The 14,724-nt window shown below is 53.3% G+C and carries 14 protein-coding genes; 9 read left to right on the forward strand and 5 right to left on the reverse strand.

Annotated elements, in window-relative coordinates; genetic code table 11:
• The first annotated feature begins 45 nt into the window (after nucleotides 1–45).
• Nucleotides 46–2,373: a patatin-like protein gene (locus G6Q15_RS01705; RefSeq protein WP_164114940.1), complete on the forward strand. Its 2,328-nt coding sequence runs from the start codon at nucleotides 46–48 to the stop codon at nucleotides 2,371–2,373.
• A gap of 4 nt (nucleotides 2,374–2,377) precedes the next feature.
• Here G6Q15_RS01705 and G6Q15_RS01710 read toward each other — a convergent pair whose 3' ends face one another.
• The 3 genes from G6Q15_RS01710 to dnaK all read right to left on the reverse strand — a co-directional run bounded on the left by G6Q15_RS01710 (nucleotide 2,378) and on the right by dnaK (nucleotide 6,652).
• Nucleotides 2,378–3,349: an MBL fold metallo-hydrolase gene (locus G6Q15_RS01710; RefSeq protein WP_240330691.1), complete on the reverse strand. Its 972-nt coding sequence runs from the start codon at nucleotides 3,347–3,349 to the stop codon at nucleotides 2,378–2,380.
• A 153-nt stretch (nucleotides 3,350–3,502) separates the two neighbouring features.
• A complete protein-coding gene (dnaJ, locus tag G6Q15_RS01715) occupies nucleotides 3,503–4,627 on the reverse strand; it encodes a molecular chaperone DnaJ (protein ID WP_164114942.1) in 1,125 nt (374 codons plus the stop codon).
• A 102-nt stretch (nucleotides 4,628–4,729) separates the two neighbouring features.
• On the reverse strand, nucleotides 4,730–6,652 hold the full coding sequence (gene dnaK / locus G6Q15_RS01720) for a molecular chaperone DnaK (protein WP_164114945.1): 1,923 nt from the start codon (nucleotides 6,650–6,652) through the stop codon (nucleotides 4,730–4,732).
• Nucleotides 6,653–6,833: 181 nt separating this feature from the next.
• Between dnaK and G6Q15_RS01725 the strand changes: the two genes are divergently transcribed.
• The 5 genes from G6Q15_RS01725 to G6Q15_RS01745 are packed head-to-tail and all read left to right on the forward strand — an operon-like array spanning nucleotide 6,834 to nucleotide 10,348.
• A complete protein-coding gene (locus G6Q15_RS01725; protein WP_240330701.1) occupies nucleotides 6,834–7,367 on the forward strand; it encodes a copper chaperone PCu(A)C in 534 nt (177 codons plus the stop codon).
• Nucleotides 7,368–7,389: 22 nt separating this feature from the next.
• The gene (locus G6Q15_RS01730; protein WP_164114950.1) at nucleotides 7,390–7,854 is read left to right on the forward strand and encodes a vgr related protein; all 465 of its coding nucleotides are present in this window, start codon (nucleotides 7,390–7,392) and stop codon (nucleotides 7,852–7,854) included.
• A complete protein-coding gene (locus G6Q15_RS01735) occupies nucleotides 7,851–8,426 on the forward strand; it encodes a hypothetical protein (RefSeq protein WP_164114952.1) in 576 nt (191 codons plus the stop codon). The genes G6Q15_RS01730 and G6Q15_RS01735 overlap by 4 nt, the downstream gene beginning before the upstream one ends.
• A 4-nt stretch (nucleotides 8,427–8,430) precedes the next feature.
• A complete protein-coding gene (locus tag G6Q15_RS01740; RefSeq protein WP_164114954.1) occupies nucleotides 8,431–9,810 on the forward strand; it encodes an MATE family efflux transporter in 1,380 nt (459 codons plus the stop codon).
• 34 nt (nucleotides 9,811–9,844) lie between these two features.
• Nucleotides 9,845–10,348 (forward strand): hypothetical protein, encoded by a 504-nt coding sequence (locus G6Q15_RS01745; RefSeq protein WP_164114956.1) that lies wholly within the window; start codon nucleotides 9,845–9,847, stop codon nucleotides 10,346–10,348.
• Here G6Q15_RS01745 and grpE read toward each other — a convergent pair.
• Entirely contained in the window at nucleotides 10,345–10,953 is a 609-nt protein-coding gene (gene grpE / locus G6Q15_RS01750) for a nucleotide exchange factor GrpE (protein ID WP_164114958.1), read from the reverse strand. The two genes, G6Q15_RS01745 and grpE, sit on opposite strands and share 4 nt — an antisense overlap.
• A 19-nt stretch (nucleotides 10,954–10,972) precedes the next feature.
• Nucleotides 10,973–12,019 carry a heat-inducible transcriptional repressor HrcA gene (hrcA, locus tag G6Q15_RS01755; protein ID WP_164114959.1) on the reverse strand — a complete coding sequence of 349 codons (1,047 nt, stop codon included), beginning with the start codon at nucleotides 12,017–12,019 and terminating at the stop codon, nucleotides 10,973–10,975.
• Between the two features lie 79 nt (nucleotides 12,020–12,098).
• On the opposite strand from hrcA, the gene rph reads away from it, so the two are divergent.
• Genes rph through hemW form a run of 3 tightly spaced genes read left to right on the forward strand, consistent with a single transcriptional unit; the run spans nucleotide 12,099 to nucleotide 14,637 of the window.
• Nucleotides 12,099–12,815, forward strand: a complete 717-nt coding sequence (gene rph, locus G6Q15_RS01760; protein WP_164114961.1) for a ribonuclease PH — start codon at nucleotides 12,099–12,101, stop codon at nucleotides 12,813–12,815.
• Between the two features lie 8 nt (nucleotides 12,816–12,823).
• Nucleotides 12,824–13,450: an RdgB/HAM1 family non-canonical purine NTP pyrophosphatase gene (rdgB, locus tag G6Q15_RS01765; protein ID WP_164114963.1), complete on the forward strand. Its 627-nt coding sequence runs from the start codon at nucleotides 12,824–12,826 to the stop codon at nucleotides 13,448–13,450.
• A gap of 44 nt (nucleotides 13,451–13,494) precedes the next feature.
• Complete coding sequence (gene hemW / locus G6Q15_RS01770) at nucleotides 13,495–14,637, forward strand: radical SAM family heme chaperone HemW (RefSeq protein ID WP_164114965.1); 1,143 nt, start codon at nucleotides 13,495–13,497, stop codon at nucleotides 14,635–14,637.
• Nucleotides 14,638–14,724: the final 87 nt, after the last annotated feature.

The raw sequence follows: 14,724 nt of genomic DNA on the forward strand, positions 1-14,724 counted from the left end.
GCCTTATAGCTTGCGTGAAGCGCAGCATGATGGCACTAAATATCTATGCGCCAACGTGAACTTCGCATAGCCCTTATCTGCTACGGTGGTATCAGCCTCGCCGTCTATATGCACGGCATTACCAAAGAAGTCTGGCGGCTTGCCCGGGCGAGCCGTAATTTTCATGATGGAACCCCGAAAGCAGAGGGCAGTCAAGGCGTATATCGCGACCTGTTTGAGCATATTGCCCGTAAAAAAGGGCTGAAAATGCGATTCCTGCCCGATATTATTACAGGTGCGAGTGCGGGCGGTATCAATGGTGTATTCCTGGCGCAGGCCATTGCCACCGGACAATCACTTGAACCGCTCACCCGGCTCTGGCTCGACTGTGCTGATATTGATGTACTGCTTGACCCTGATGCGCGGCCATTCTCGCGTTTTTCCAAGTTTTGGGCGCAGCCGATCGCGTGGTTTGCCCTGTCCCGCAAGGGCGGGGCCGTGGAGCGGACAGTTGCCAAAGAAACACAAGGAGAAGTGAAGAGCAAAATGTCGAGTCTCATTCGCGCACGCTGGTTTGCCCCACCCTTTAGCGGCACGGGATTTTCAACCCTGCTATACAATGCCACCGAAGCCATGGCGGAAAGCGAAGAGGGCCCGAAACTGCTTCCGGACGGACAGCCGCTCGACCTGTTTGTAACTGTCACCGATTTTCACGGACACTTGCAACATTTGCGGCTGCACAGCCCGCGCAATGTGGTGGAGACCGAGCATCGCCTCACCATTGGCTTTCGCAAAATCGTGGGCAGTGGCCGTCGCCTCGCCGAACGGCCCGAACTGGTGTTCGCTGCGCGGGCCACGGCAAGTTTTCCGGGCGCTTTTCCTGCTTTCAATGTCAAAGAGATTGATAAGGTCGTGGCCCGCAAGCAGGAAGAATGGCCGAACCGCGATGTGTTCCTGAAACGCATATTGCCGCGGCAATATGCCATGGGCACGGCGGAAGATGCGGTTCTGATCGATGGTTCGGTTCTGGCCAATGCACCGTTTTCACAGGCCGTATCGGCACTACGCAACCGCCCTGCCCACCGCGAAATTGACCGCCGCTTTGTTTATATTGATCCCAAACCAGATTTTCAGAATATTGAGCAGCAAAAGGATGGCAGCCTACCCGGGAGCGAAGGGCCTCCCGGATTTTTCTCAACCATATTCGGGGCAATTTCAGACATTCCCCGTGAGCAACCCATCCGTGACGATTTGGAGCTGATCGAGGCGCGGTCCAACCGGATATTGCGTATGCGGCAGATTACACAGGCACTGCGCAGTGAAGTCGAGGCTGCTGTCAACAAACTGTTCGGGCGCACATTTTTCCTGAACAGCCCGACCACGAAGCGGCTTATCGCGTGGCGGCGCAAGGCGCAGCAAAAGGCGGCAACACAGGCCGGTTATACCTATTCTTCATACGGTCATATCAAACTGGCCGGGATTGCAGATGAGATCGCGGCAACTTTACTATGTGCCTATTCAGGAACGGACAAGCCCCGGCAAAGTGACATTCGCGACCGTATCATGGCGGAACTCACATTGCGCGGCCTGGGTTCGATCGCCGATGACAAGGGCGGCGCAACCGATGAAGCGATAACTTTTTTCCGTACCCATGATCTTGGTTTTCGCATCCGGCGCCTGCGCTTTCTCGCCCGCCGCCTGTCCGAAGATATTGCCGCAAATGATGCGGTCCCTGGCGATGCGGTAGTGGCAATGCAGGACACAATCTATGCATGCCTGTCCCGGTATCTGGAACGCGAAGGCTGCGGGCAGGACGGCAAGGATTTCAGCGATTTGGCCAAAACTGCATTCACCTCTCCCGCCAGGGCAATTGACGAATTGGGACAGCGCCGGGACCTGATCACGATTGACGCAATTGTCGATGAGAAAATTGCCACGGCGCTTGAATTGCTGCCCAAGGAAGAACGGCGGTCACTTCTGCTCGCCTATCTGGGCTTTCCTTTTTATGACATTGCCACATTGTCGCTATTGCAGGGCGAAGGGTTGAATGAATTCGATCCTATAAAAGTCGACCGCATTTCCCCCGATGATGCACAGGCCATTCGTGCTGGCGGCGCTGAGGCCACACTTAAAGGCATAGAATTTAACAGCTTTGGCGCATTTTTTAGCCGCGCCTACCGCGAAAATGACTATCTGTGGGGTCGTTTGCACGGAGCGGAGCGTATGATCGATCTGATTACCACCTCATTGGAATCCAATGACACACTGGAAGCACAGACCGTCAAAGCTTTCAAGAAAGCCGTTTTCCTCGCCATACTGGATGAGGAAGCGGACCTGAACGCAGATCCTTCGTTAATCCCGGCCATTCGCGGGGAAATAGAGGAACGGCTGTAAGGCGCTATTCCTGCGCGTTTTCCAGGCTCTTCCAAATGGCCTCTACAAAGGCATCGCCTTTGATAAAAGCATTCGGGTTGGTATCATAATCTGCGGCCGGCTTCATCGCCTGAATCTCTGTCAGAGATTTTCCTGCATCGCGCGCAGATTTCACAGCACCAACCACATTCTCCAGCATATCGCGATATGCCATCAGGTCCGCTTTGGTTGCCATGGGGCCATGTCCGGGGATGACTTTCGTATCATCATTAATCATTTCCAAGGCCATATTGGCCGCTTCGAGCATACCCACGGCGTTGCCACCACTATTTGTATCGATAAATGGCAAGGTGACTTTATTGAAATACAGATCTCCCATGTGGAGCACATTGGCTTTTTCCCAATATACGATGGAATCACCGTCAGTATGCCCTGATGGCATATGCTTCACATGCACCATATCACCGTTCAGGTGCAGCTTGATGCCATCTGCATAAGTAATGACAGGCAAAGCTTCTGCTGGAGAGGCCGGGTCGTTACCACGGCCAGAAGTCTGCTCGCCCGCCATACGAATACGCACATTGTCATGTGCCATGATAAGCGCGCCTTCCTTGCCGAAATTCTCATTCCCGCCGCTATGGTCAAAATGCCAATGTGTGTTGATAAGGAATTTGACCGGCGCTGCTCCCAAATCTGCTATTGCTGTCTGGATTTTACCAGTAAGAGGCGCGAATTGATCATCAATAAGCACTGTGCCATCCTCGCCATGGCTCACACCAATGTTGCCGCCCGCACCAAATAACACGGCAACACCTGGTGCCAATTCTTCGGATTTAATCTGCACAGCCGCGAACCGGTCTCGTTGGGGAGTTGCCTTTTTAGCTTCCGCCTTTTCAGCTTTGGTTTTTTCCTGAGCGCTCAAATCCGCACAACCCGTCAAAATAACCGGGGCAGACATTAGAGCAAGCAAGGGCACAGCAAAACGATACAGTTTCATGGGGCGGATATCCTCTCAAATAGAACGCGATTGGTAGTTATTCGCGCGAAACGATCGGCCGGTTACAGCCAACTATCAATTCAGGTAACACAGTTTGTCGCATCAGTGAAAGTCAGGTGCAATATTTCTGGTAAAACAGGAATTGAGGCTGGCTTAACCTGCCAGTGCATCCTTGATCTTGTCAAAAAAGCTCTTGCTGTTCGGGCTTTCATCACCGGTTTCGGTTTCCTGAAACTCGCGCAGCAATTCTTTTTGCCGCGAGGACAGCCGTGTCGGTGTCTCGACATCTATCTGCACCACCATATCACCATGGCCGCGGCCCTGAAGCACAGGCATGCCTGCGCCGCGCTGGCGCAGCTGTTTGGTAGACTGGATACCGGCGGGAATCGATAGCTTATGTGTTTTGCCATCCAGACCCGGAATCTCGATTTCACCGCCCAATGCTGCTGTCGTAAAGCTGATCGGCGCACGCGTGAAGAGCGTCGTGCCATCACGCTCAAACAGCGCATGCCCGGCAATATGGATGAATATGTACAAATCGCCGGCAGGCGCACCGCGCGGCCCGGCCTCGCCTTTGCCGCTCAAACGGATGCGAGTACCATTATCGACACCAGGTGGAATTTCCACCTCCAGTGTCTGGGTTTCGTCCACCCTGCCCTCACCGCCGCAATTACGGCATGGACTTTCGATCACTTCACCGCGGCCATGGCAGCTGCCACAGGTACGTTCGACCACGAAAAAGCCCTGCTGTGCCCGCATCTTACCGCTGCCGCCGCATAGGTTACAGGTGCGCACACCGGTGCCCGGCTCCGCACCCTGACCACCGCACGGTTCACATGTGCTGGCTATATCGACTTCAATTTCTGTGGATTTGCCATCATAGGCATCTTCCAGTGAAATTTCCATATCATAGCGCAAGTCTGCCCCGCGCTGCGGCCCGCGCCTCTGGCCGCCAAATCCGCCACCAGCACCGCCGCCAAAAATGGTTTCGAATATATCACCAATATCACTAAAACCCTGCTGCCCCGCACCGCCGCCAAAGCCGCCATTTTCAAAAGCCGCATGACCATATTGGTCATAGGCCGCACGTTTTTGCGGGTCTTTCAGGCATTCATAGGCCTGGCTGATTTCTTTAAACTTCGCCTCAGCGTCCGCATCACCGGGATTGCGATCGGGATGCCATTTCATTGCCAGCTTGCGATAGGATGACTTGAGCGCCGCCCCGTCGCAATCACGCGCAACGCCCAGAAGGTCATAATAATCAGTTTGGGTAGCCATATGTACAATACTTCCCGGAGCAATATGCTCAAAACCTGAAACCGAAAATACCGCCATTCCCGGTCGGGCTGGGAATGGCGGTATCTCTATTTGCCAGACTGCTTAGTCTTTTTTGTCTTCGTCTTCATCGACTTCCGAAAATTCCGCGTCAACCACATCATCTTCGGCTGCCTGAGCCGCGGCATCAGCCTGCGCAGCGTCATCGCCGCCGCCACTAGCCTGTTCCTGCTCATAAATCGCCTGACCCAGCTTCATGGCGACCTGCGCCAATGCCTCCGTCTTGGTTTTCATGGCATCAAGATCTTCTGCTTCAATCGCGGTTTTTGTCTCCGCAACCGCTGCCTCGATTTCAGACTTCAGCGCAGCGTCGACTTTGTCACCATGCTCTTCCAACTGCTTTTCCGTGGTGTGGACGAGACTGTCTGCATTATTCTTGGTCTCGGCGGCTTCACGGCGCTGTTTGTCATCGTCAGCAAACTGTTCCGCGTCCTGAACCATCTGCTCGATATCATCATCGGACAGACCACCAGAGGCCTGGATCTTGATCTGCTGTTCCTTGCCCGTACCCTTGTCTTTGGCAGACACGTTGACGATACCGTTGGCATCAATGTCAAATGTCACCTCGATCTGAGGTACACCGCGCGGTGCAGGCGGAATGCCGACCAGGTCAAACTGACCAAGCATCTTATTGTCTGCCGCCATTTCACGCTCACCCTGGAAAACCCGGATAGTCACTGCCTGCTGGTTGTCATCAGCAGTTGAATAGACCTGGCTTTTCTTCGAAGGAATGGTCGTGTTGCGGTCAATCATGCGGGTGAACACACCACCCAGTGTTTCGATACCCAACGACAATGGCGTAACGTCGAGCAGCAGCACGTCTTTCACATCGCCCTGCAGCACACCTGCCTGAATAGCTGCGCCCATGGCTACCACTTCGTCAGGGTTCACACCTGTATGCGGTTCCTTGCCGAAAAAGTCTTTCACAACTTCACGCACGCGCGGCATGCGGGTCATACCGCCGACCATAACGACATCATCAATTTCATCGGATTTCATGCCCGCGTCTTTCAACGCTTTTTTGCATGGTTCGAGTGTGCGTTTAATCAGATCACCGACCATTTTTTCAAGGTCAGAGCGGCTGATACTTTTCACAAGGTGCTTCGGGCCATTCTGGTCTGCCGTAATAAACGGCAGATTGACTTCGGTCGTCTGCGCTGAAGACAGTTCAATTTTCGCTTTTTCCGCAGCTTCTTTCAAGCGCTGCAATGCAAGCTTGTCTTTCGTCAGATCAATGCTTTCGGCTTTTTTGAAATCTGCTGCAAGAAATTCAACGATTTTCGCGTCAAAATCTTCACCACCCAAAAAGGTGTCACCATTGGTTGATTTAACCTCGAACACGCCATCACCAATTTCCAGGATGGAAATATCAAATGTACCGCCGCCAAGGTCATAGACAGCGATTGTTTTGCCGTCATTCTTGTCGAGACCGTAGGCCAAAGCTGCCGCTGTTGGTTCGTTGATGATACGTAAAACTTCCAGGCCAGCAATTTTACCAGCATCTTTCGTTGCCTGGCGCTGTGCGTCGTTAAAATAAGCAGGTACGGTAATCACGGCCTGTGTCACGGTTTCACCGAGATAGCTTTCGGCAGTTTCCTTCATTTTTTGTAGCGTGAATGCGGAAATCTGCGACGGGGAATAATCTTCACCCGCTGCTTTTACCCATGCGTCACCGTTGGAACCCTTGACGATTTCGTAAGGAACCAGCTCCATGTCCTTTTTCGTCATCGGGTCATCAAAGCGGCGGCCGATAAGGCGCTTCACCGCAAAAATTGTTCCATCAGGGTTGGTCACCGCCTGGCGTTTTGCCGGCTGACCAATAAGGCGTTCACCGTCCTTTGTGAAAGCAACGATCGAAGGCGTTGTGCGTGCGCCTTCCGAATTTTCGATAACTTTGGGTTTGCCGCCGTCCATGACTGCAACGCAGCTGTTTGTCGTACCCAAATCAATGCCAATTACTTTTGCCATATATTCCTCAAGTCTAAAATATTAAGTCCTCCAGGTGGTTCACCCCATTATGGCGACGATCCACCCACCCCTTATGAAAAGCGATATAGGTGCGCTTTTGCTTGGCACAAGGATTGGGAAGCCTTAGAGACAAGTTCAAGGGGCAAATAATATGTTTTTATGGAAAAAGGACCTGTAATTGATGAATTCCAAATGGTTTGTAGCCGCCGTGACGGGCGTTGCTCTTTCTGCATGTGGCCCTGCACAGATACTGGGGGCGGATGATGCGATTGTGAAACTCTCTCCCATTGAAGGCAATCCCAGTGCCGGTTACCTTACATTAAGGGGTGGCAGCGAAGACACGCAGCTAGTGGAAATATCGTCGAAACAGGCCGAGCGTATTGAATTGCACGAAACCATAAAAGAAAATGGCCTTTCCAAAATGCAGTCACTTGAAAACGTCGATGTCCCTGCTGGAGAAAATGTTGCTTTTGAGCCCGGCGGAAAGCATCTTATGATTTGGGGTGTCAATAAAGGGGCCGCCCAAAAGGGCGAGATAAAACTGCTCGTAAAGTTTGCCAATGGGGAAATTTTCAGAATACCCGCCAAAATAGAGCATATGGGCACAAGCCAGAGCATGCATGATGGGATGGACCATGGCGAAATGGATCACGGCAAGAACGATAATGATAACGAAGCCATGACGTCAGATACTGGTGAGCAAACCACCGAGTGAACCAGAAACGGATAATCCCAGCATGACATCACGGTTGCTAACACAGCGGGAAAAGGCGCTTGTCGCATCGGTTTTTGGCGATGCGATTGCACTAGAGCATGTTGAAATATGCAATCACAAATGGTTCCCGTTCCAACCGGTGAGGACAGTAATGGCCCCGCGCGGACATATCCATTTTCATCCTAGAGGCGACCTTTTTAAACCGGATTACGCACAGGAAAGCCTTGGCCTTCAGGGGCTTTTCATCCATGAAATGGTGCATGTGTGGCAGCATCAAAAAGGCATTTTCCTGCCGCTCAAACGTCATCCGTTCTGCCGTTATCACTATACACTCAAACCTGGCTGGCGGCTGGAGCGTTATGGTATTGAACAGCAGGCTGAAATTGTCCGGCACGCATTCCTGCTGCGCGAAGGCGCGCTGATTGCAGGCGCCCCGCCATTGGAACAATATCTCGGCATATTGCCGTTTTCAGGATTTAAGGCATGAGCGAGTTTGGGTTCATATTTTCACTCTACAGCCTGCTACTCAGCTTCTCACTTGTTGAATTGCTAAGCGGACTTGGCCGGTGTGTGGAGGAGACACTGCATCCTCGTGATAGCGATGACAAGCAATTCAGGCTTGGCCTCCTGACCCCCTTGCTTGGTATCTTTGTTTTACTCGACCTTCTGTCATTTTGGTCTGCTGCATGGACCACGCGCGACCTGCTGGAAGTAAACGGGGTGACACTTATGTCAGTTCTGGTGTTTGCGAGCAGTTATTTCCTGGCGGCCTATATGGTCTTTCCATCACAGCCCGCAAAACATGAAAACCTGGACGATCATTATTTCCGTGTTCGCCGTATTGTTATTGGTATCCTGCTCGTGCTGGTCGTATGTCAGCTCGGGTTTTATTGGGCACAGCCAGAACTTGCGGCACGGCTCAATAATCCGCTCGCTTTATCACTGACAGCTATCCTCATCATATTGATGCTGGCGACAATGTTATTTCGCAGCGTCAAATTGAATGTCGTCATTCTTGTGGCTCTTATTGCCCGCTATCTCATCGTTTACGCGATCTGATCATATGACTGAACGCAATAAATTGTGGGCAGGTGAACTATCCAAAACGATAAAACTCGCCTGGCCGCTTATCCTCTCCAATCTCACTTTCTCACTTATCGGCGCGACCGATGTATTGATGATCGGTTGGCTCGGCGCAGAAGAACTGGCGGGCGCTTCGCTGGGCTTCAACCTTGCCATGCTGGCGGCGATATCTTCCATGGGCGTGATGACCGCGAGCGCGCCCATGATGGCGAGTGAAATCGGCCGCAAGTGGAACAGCGTGCGCGATGTACGGCGCACGTTCCGGCAAAGTTTCTGGGTCGCCATCACCATTATGGTGCCCGTCTGGCTGATCCTGTGGAACGCTGAAGCAATACTGCTCACGCTGGGGCAATTGCCTGAACTCGCTGCAAAGGCGCAAACCTATGTACGCATCTATATGTTTTCGATCCTCCCCTTCCTGTTCACCATTGTGATACGCAATTTCATTTCGGCACTGGAACGACCGAGATGGGCGATGGTGATTGGCATGCTGGGTGTGCTGGCCAATATCGCTTTCAACTATGTGCTTATATTCGGCAAACTCGGCTTTCCCGCGCTCGGTATTGTCGGTGCAGGCATAGGCAGCATCCTGACCAATTTGGTGATGTTTGCAGGCATGGCAATCGTGCTAACCACTGACAGGCAATTTCGCCGTTACCGCTTGTTTGGCAATTTCTGGCGCGTGGATTGGGAGCGGTATCGTAGCGTCTGGAAGCTTGGTCTTCCTATCGGTGTTACCTTTGCGCTGGAAGGCGGCGTGTTCAGCGCGGCTGTGCTGCTAATGGGTCTTATCGATACGCTTTCCGTGGCTGCGCACGCCATCGCGCTGCAAATCGCCTCGCTCAGCTTTATGGTGCCGATGGGTATCGCGCAGGCAGCAACGGTGCGGGTTGGCATCGGCTATGGCAGGAAAGACAATGCCCTGATCCACCGCGCGGGCTGGACAGCCTTTGTGCTGGGAACAGGCTTCATGACACTGACGGCCGCGATTATCTGGATTTTTCCGGAGCCTCTGGCGGGCCTGTTTATTGATTATGACAACCCACAATCAACGGCAGTGCTCGCGCTGGCAGTCAAGTTCCTCGCCATTGCAGCATTGTTCCAGATTGTCGATGGCGCGCAGGTGGTGGGCGCAGGGATGCTGCGCGGACTGCACGACACCACCCTGCCAATGGTTTTCGCCGCATTCGGCTACTGGATTGTCGGCATCGGTGTAGGTGCAGGCCTTGCCTTCTGGGCCGACTGGCGCGGTGAAGGCCTATGGGCAGGACTTGCTGCAGGACTGGGTGTGGTGGCCGTGCTGATGCTTGTAAGGTGGGTTATGCGGGCGCGGTTAGGATTGTTGCCGAAAGCTGGTTAACCTTTGCTTGATGAATCCTTTCTAAAACAGTGATATGCTGCAAACACCGATACAATCAGACATTGCTCTCGAGCCGTGTGAATTCACTCTGCTTGATCGGGCTTATGCAATCCGTGGTGAATATCTTGATCATTGTGCCAAAGTAGAAGACTGGATTTGCAAGGCACTTAGGCACGCCGACGGTATGGGAATCAAAATTAAGCAGCCATATCTCTTTGGCCAAAAGCTGAAGGCGGCCATAGATTTGGCCCAACAAACGCCAAACCCCTTTCGAAAACCGGAAGCAGTTTTAAAGCGCTTAAAGGAATTTCAAAGCTATGCAGACATGAGAGGTTGGTTAGGCCATGCCATAATAACAGTTGCGCAAAGTGAGCAGGGTGAAGAACTGATTATTTTTATAAAGCCTGGTTCAAACGATGCCATTCCAGGCCACGAAGCGAAATGTATCAGCTTTATCCACGCCAAAACAATCAACTCATCCCTGAAAGGGTTGGCTAAACTAATCTGCGATCAAAACATAAAGGCAATCAAAGCTTAATCCGGTTTTTTCGCCACGCCAACCATCGCTGCCCGCAGCAATCGTTCCTTATACATATAACCGGCCTGCATTTCCTGCACGATCGTGCCCGGCTCTTCCTCATCGCTCGGGATTTCGATCATTGCCTGGTGCTGGTTGGGGTCGAGCGGCATGCCTTTGGCAGGAATACGGGTAACGCCATGCTTGCCAAACACCGTGTCGAGCTCACGGTGGGTGGCCTGAAGGCCGGTAATCAGGCCCTTCCACTTTTCCTCGTCACGAATTTCTTCAGGGATAGCGTCCATTGCCCGGGCAAGGTTATCCGCCACTGACAGGATATCACGCGCAAACGGGGTCGCCGCATAGGCTTTTGCATCCTGCGCATCTTTTTCCAGGCGGCGGCGGACATTCTGCGCTTCGGCATGCGCATAGAGCGTTGCCTGCTTGGCCTCGGCCAGTTCATTTTCCAGCTCGGCTATGCGCGCCTCCAGATCTTGCGCGCCTCCGTCAGCCTTGGCATCGCTTTCTTCGCGCAGTTCTTCCGGAACACCTTCCAGTTCAGCTTCTACAGCAACATCTTTTTCGGGTGCATCTTTTATATCGTCTTTTTTTGTTTCGTCGCTCATTTCGCGTAAAAATTCCTGCTTATGATTTCATGAGTCTGGTAAGACTTTTCGCTGTGAAATCTACCATGGGGACCACGCGCGCGTAATTCAAGCGTGTCGGACCAATAACACCAACGACACCGACCACACGGCCCTCCCCGTCCTTATAGGGCGAAGCGATCACCGATGAACCCGATAATGAAAACAGCTTGTTTTCCGAACCGATGAATATCTTGGTCGCTGATGCCTCACGGGCATTGTCGAGCAGCTGGGCAATATCTTCCATTTCCTCAAGTTCATTGAGGAGTGTGCGCACCCGTTCAAGGTCGTGCACAGCTTCATTGTCGAGCAGGTTGGCCTGCCCCCGCACAATCAGTACGGGCCTGTTGGCACCATCTTTTGACCAAGTCGCGAGCCCCTTGCGGATAAGCTCGCTGCTCGCCTTGTCAAGCTGTGCCTTGCCGGCCTCAATCTCGCTGCCAATTTCCTTGAGCGCGCTGACCAGATTCTTGCCGTTCAGCCGGTGTGTTGCATAATTGCTGGCTTCAACGAGCGCACCATCGCTGGTCGCCGGATCAATATCGACCACACGGTTTTCCACGCTGCCATCATCGCCCACCAGTACGGCCAATGCCTGTGCAGCGGATAAACGCACAAAACTGCATTGGCGCAATACCGGTTCCTTGTTCGGAACCATAACTATGCCTGCACAAGCGGAAAGACCCGATAATGTAGCCGTGGCCGCGGCCAGCGCCTGTTCAATCGGTCCGTGTTCAGCCAGTTGCGTCTCGATCGCCGCACGTTCCTGTGCGGAAGGTTCTGCCACCTGCATCATGCCATCAACAAACAGCCGCAGGCCGCTTTCAGTCGGCATACGTCCCGCACTGACATGTGGCGCGGCGAGCAGGCCCAGCTCTTCCAGATCCTGCATCACATTGCGGATTGAGGCCGGTGACAGGCTCAGCGTGGAATTTTTCGATATCGTGCGCGAGCCCACGGGCACGCCATTATCCAGATAGGATTCGACGATGATGCGGAACACATCACTGGTGCGTTCATTCATTTCGGTGAGCGGGTTGGATGTCATGGACAAATATCTAGGGCGTGTTGCCACATCGCTCAAGAGTGGTTATCGCAAATCGCAATTAGCCACAGGAGAATCATTCATGCGTCCATCCGGTCGTGCCGCAGACGAAATGCGCCCCATCACCATCGAAACCGGTTTCACCAAACATGCTGAAGGCTCCTGCCTGATCAGTTTTGGCGATACCCGCGTATTATGCACAGCCAGTGTTGAAGACCGGTTGCCGCCATGGATGCGCGGCAAGGGTGAAGGCTGGGTCACAGGTGAGTATTCAATGCTGCCCCGTTCCACACACACGCGCAGTTCACGTGAAGCTGCACGCGGCAAACAATCCGGGCGAACACAGGAAATTCAGCGGCTTATTGGTCGTTCCTTACGATCTATCGTAAATATGAAAAAACTGGGCGAGCATCAAATCACACTCGATTGCGATGTTATACAGGCCGATGGCGGTACCCGCACAGCATCGATTTCCGGCGCGTGGGTGGCGATGAAGCTCGCTGTGGATAAACTGTTGAAAGACGGTGCAATAACGCATGATCCCATTGAACAGAAAATCGCCGCAATCAGCTGCGGCATCTACAAAGGCACGCCGGTCCTTGATCTTGACTATGACGAAGACAGCAGCGCCGATGCGGACGCCAATTTCGTGCTGATCGGGGACGGTAATATTGCCGAGGTGCAGGCAACAGCCGAAGGCGCGACATATGATGAAGAAGGCCTTCTGCGCCTGCTCCGCCTCGCACGTATGGGCTGTACCGAAATTTTCGCGGCGCAGGACAAAGCTGTTTCCGGCTGATTACTGACATGAGTGCCCGCAAACTCACCCCTGGACGCCTTGTCATCGCCAGCCATAATCAGGGCAAGGTGCGTGAAATACGTGAATTGCTGGAACCTTATGGCGTTGAACCGGTTTCGGCGGGAGAGCTGGACCTGCCAGAACCCGAGGAAACCGGCACGACTTTCGCCGAGAATGCGCTGCTCAAGGCACGTGCCAGCGCGGAAGGCGCAAATTGTGTTGCCCTCGCCGATGATAGCGGGCTGTGTGTGGCTGCCCTTGATGACGCGCCGGGTGTTTATACCGCCGACTGGGCTGAAAAAGCCGCATTTGAAAGCGGGCCAGGCCGTGACTGGTATATGGCCATGGGTAAAGTTGAGGGTAAGCTTGCAGAATTGGGACCCGATACTGATCGCAGCGGCTATTTCACCTGCACGCTGGCACTCGCATGGCCGGACGGGCATCACGAAATATTTGAAGGCCGCGTGCATGGTTCACTGACATGGCCGCCGCGCGGCACACTTGGCTTTGGCTATGATCCGGTCTTTGTACCCAACGGCCATGAACAAACTTTTGCGCAGCTTGATCCGGCGGATAAGCATGCGATAAGCCACCGCGCGGATGCATTTGCAAAGCTGGTGGCAGCCTGCCTCTAGGCACTGCTCGACTTGAACAGGCAAAAGCGCGTAACGTGCATGATATGAACCCATCTCTTGCACTTTATATCCATTGGCCGTTTTGCGTATCGAAATGTCCCTATTGCGATTTCAACAGCCATGTTCGCGGGCAGGTGGATCAGCGGGTGTGGCTGGATGCACTATTGGCCGATATGCGCCATGAAGCCGCACTGACACAAGGCCGCACCTTGGGTTCGATTTTCTTCGGTGGCGGCACACCTTCACTGATGCCGCCAGCAACTGTTGAGGCACTGATTGCACAGGCCGAAAAGCTATGGGGATTTGAGGATAATATCGAAATAACGCTTGAGGCAAATCCTTCGTCTGTTGAAGCAGCACGCTTTGCGGACCTTGCCAAGGCAGGTGTGAACCGGGTTTCTTTGGGGTTGCAGGCGCTGGACAATGATGCGCTTGAATTCCTGGGCCGCGCGCATGATGTTGATGAAGGGCTTGCAGCTCTGGGTACAGCACAACAGCATTTTGGCCGTGTGACATTCGACCTGATTTACGCGCGTCCAGACCAACGCGCCAAAGAATGGGAAGCAGAACTCGCCCGTGCCCTGTCATTCGGAACCACGCACCTCTCGCTCTATCAGCTCACCATTGAACCGGGCACGCGCTTTGCCACTCTGGTGCGGCAGGGCAAGTTTACGCCTGCCGATGACGATGAAGCCGCTGATCTTTATGCGCTGACACAGGATATGACCCTCGCCGCAGGCTTACCCGCTTATGAAATCAGCAACCATGCCGCCCCGGGACAGGAAAGCGCGCACAATCTCGCCTATTGGCGCTATCAGGATTATGCCGGCATAGGCCCCGGTGCGCACGGACGACGACGCACCAAGGCGACACAGCGCCATAAAAAGCCCGAGAACTTCCTTTCTGCGATTACACGCAACGGTAATGGTCTTGCCCATGAAGATACGCTCGATAGCCGCACTCAGGCAATGGAAGCACTGCTAATGGGACTGCGCCTACGCGAAGGCATCGACATTGATGCGATGGCTGGCAGGTTTGGCCTGACATCGCAGCAGATGATTGATTGGGATGCTTTTACCAAATTGCGCGATATCGGCTTGATTGAGTATCGCAAACCGCAACTGACGGTAACGCCGAACGGCATGCCCTTGCTGGATGCGATATTGCCGGAGGTAGTGAATCTCTGATCGCCTCACGGCGATAAAGCTGTGGGCGAGAGCGAATCAAAACTTCTATATTTGAGGCAGAGTCTCAACTCTGCTACGTTAATTTTA

This window comes from Sphingorhabdus sp. Alg239-R122, assembly GCF_900537065.1.
Taxonomy (GTDB): domain Bacteria; phylum Pseudomonadota; class Alphaproteobacteria; order Sphingomonadales; family Sphingomonadaceae; genus Alg239-R122.

What these genes read in the sequence shown, in the direction of transcription:
- G6Q15_RS01705 (WP_164114940.1), top strand. Translation starts at nt 46, where the DNA reads ATGCGCCAACGTGAACTTCGCATAGCCCTTATCTGCTACGGTGGTATC.
- rph (WP_164114961.1), top strand. Translation starts at nt 12,099, where the DNA reads ATGCGTCCATCCGGTCGTGCCGCAGACGAAATGCGCCCCATCACCATC.
- G6Q15_RS01740 (WP_164114954.1), top strand. Translation starts at nt 8,431, where the DNA reads ATGACTGAACGCAATAAATTGTGGGCAGGTGAACTATCCAAAACGATA.
- G6Q15_RS01710 (WP_240330691.1), bottom strand. Translation starts at nt 3,349, where the DNA reads ATGAAACTGTATCGTTTTGCTGTGCCCTTGCTTGCTCTAATGTCTGCC.
- hrcA (WP_164114959.1), bottom strand. Translation starts at nt 12,019, where the DNA reads ATGACATCCAACCCGCTCACCGAAATGAATGAACGCACCAGTGATGTG.
- hemW (WP_164114965.1), top strand. Translation starts at nt 13,495, where the DNA reads ATGAACCCATCTCTTGCACTTTATATCCATTGGCCGTTTTGCGTATCG.
- G6Q15_RS01745 (WP_164114956.1), top strand. Translation starts at nt 9,845, where the DNA reads ATGCTGCAAACACCGATACAATCAGACATTGCTCTCGAGCCGTGTGAA.
- G6Q15_RS01735 (WP_164114952.1), top strand. Translation starts at nt 7,851, where the DNA reads ATGAGCGAGTTTGGGTTCATATTTTCACTCTACAGCCTGCTACTCAGC.
- G6Q15_RS01730 (WP_164114950.1), top strand. Translation starts at nt 7,390, where the DNA reads ATGACATCACGGTTGCTAACACAGCGGGAAAAGGCGCTTGTCGCATCG.
- G6Q15_RS01725 (WP_240330701.1), top strand. Translation starts at nt 6,834, where the DNA reads ATGAATTCCAAATGGTTTGTAGCCGCCGTGACGGGCGTTGCTCTTTCT.
- rdgB (WP_164114963.1), top strand. Translation starts at nt 12,824, where the DNA reads ATGAGTGCCCGCAAACTCACCCCTGGACGCCTTGTCATCGCCAGCCAT.
- dnaK (WP_164114945.1), bottom strand. Translation starts at nt 6,652, where the DNA reads ATGGCAAAAGTAATTGGCATTGATTTGGGTACGACAAACAGCTGCGTT.
- dnaJ (WP_164114942.1), bottom strand. Translation starts at nt 4,627, where the DNA reads ATGGCTACCCAAACTGATTATTATGACCTTCTGGGCGTTGCGCGTGAT.
- grpE (WP_164114958.1), bottom strand. Translation starts at nt 10,953, where the DNA reads ATGAGCGACGAAACAAAAAAAGACGATATAAAAGATGCACCCGAAAAA.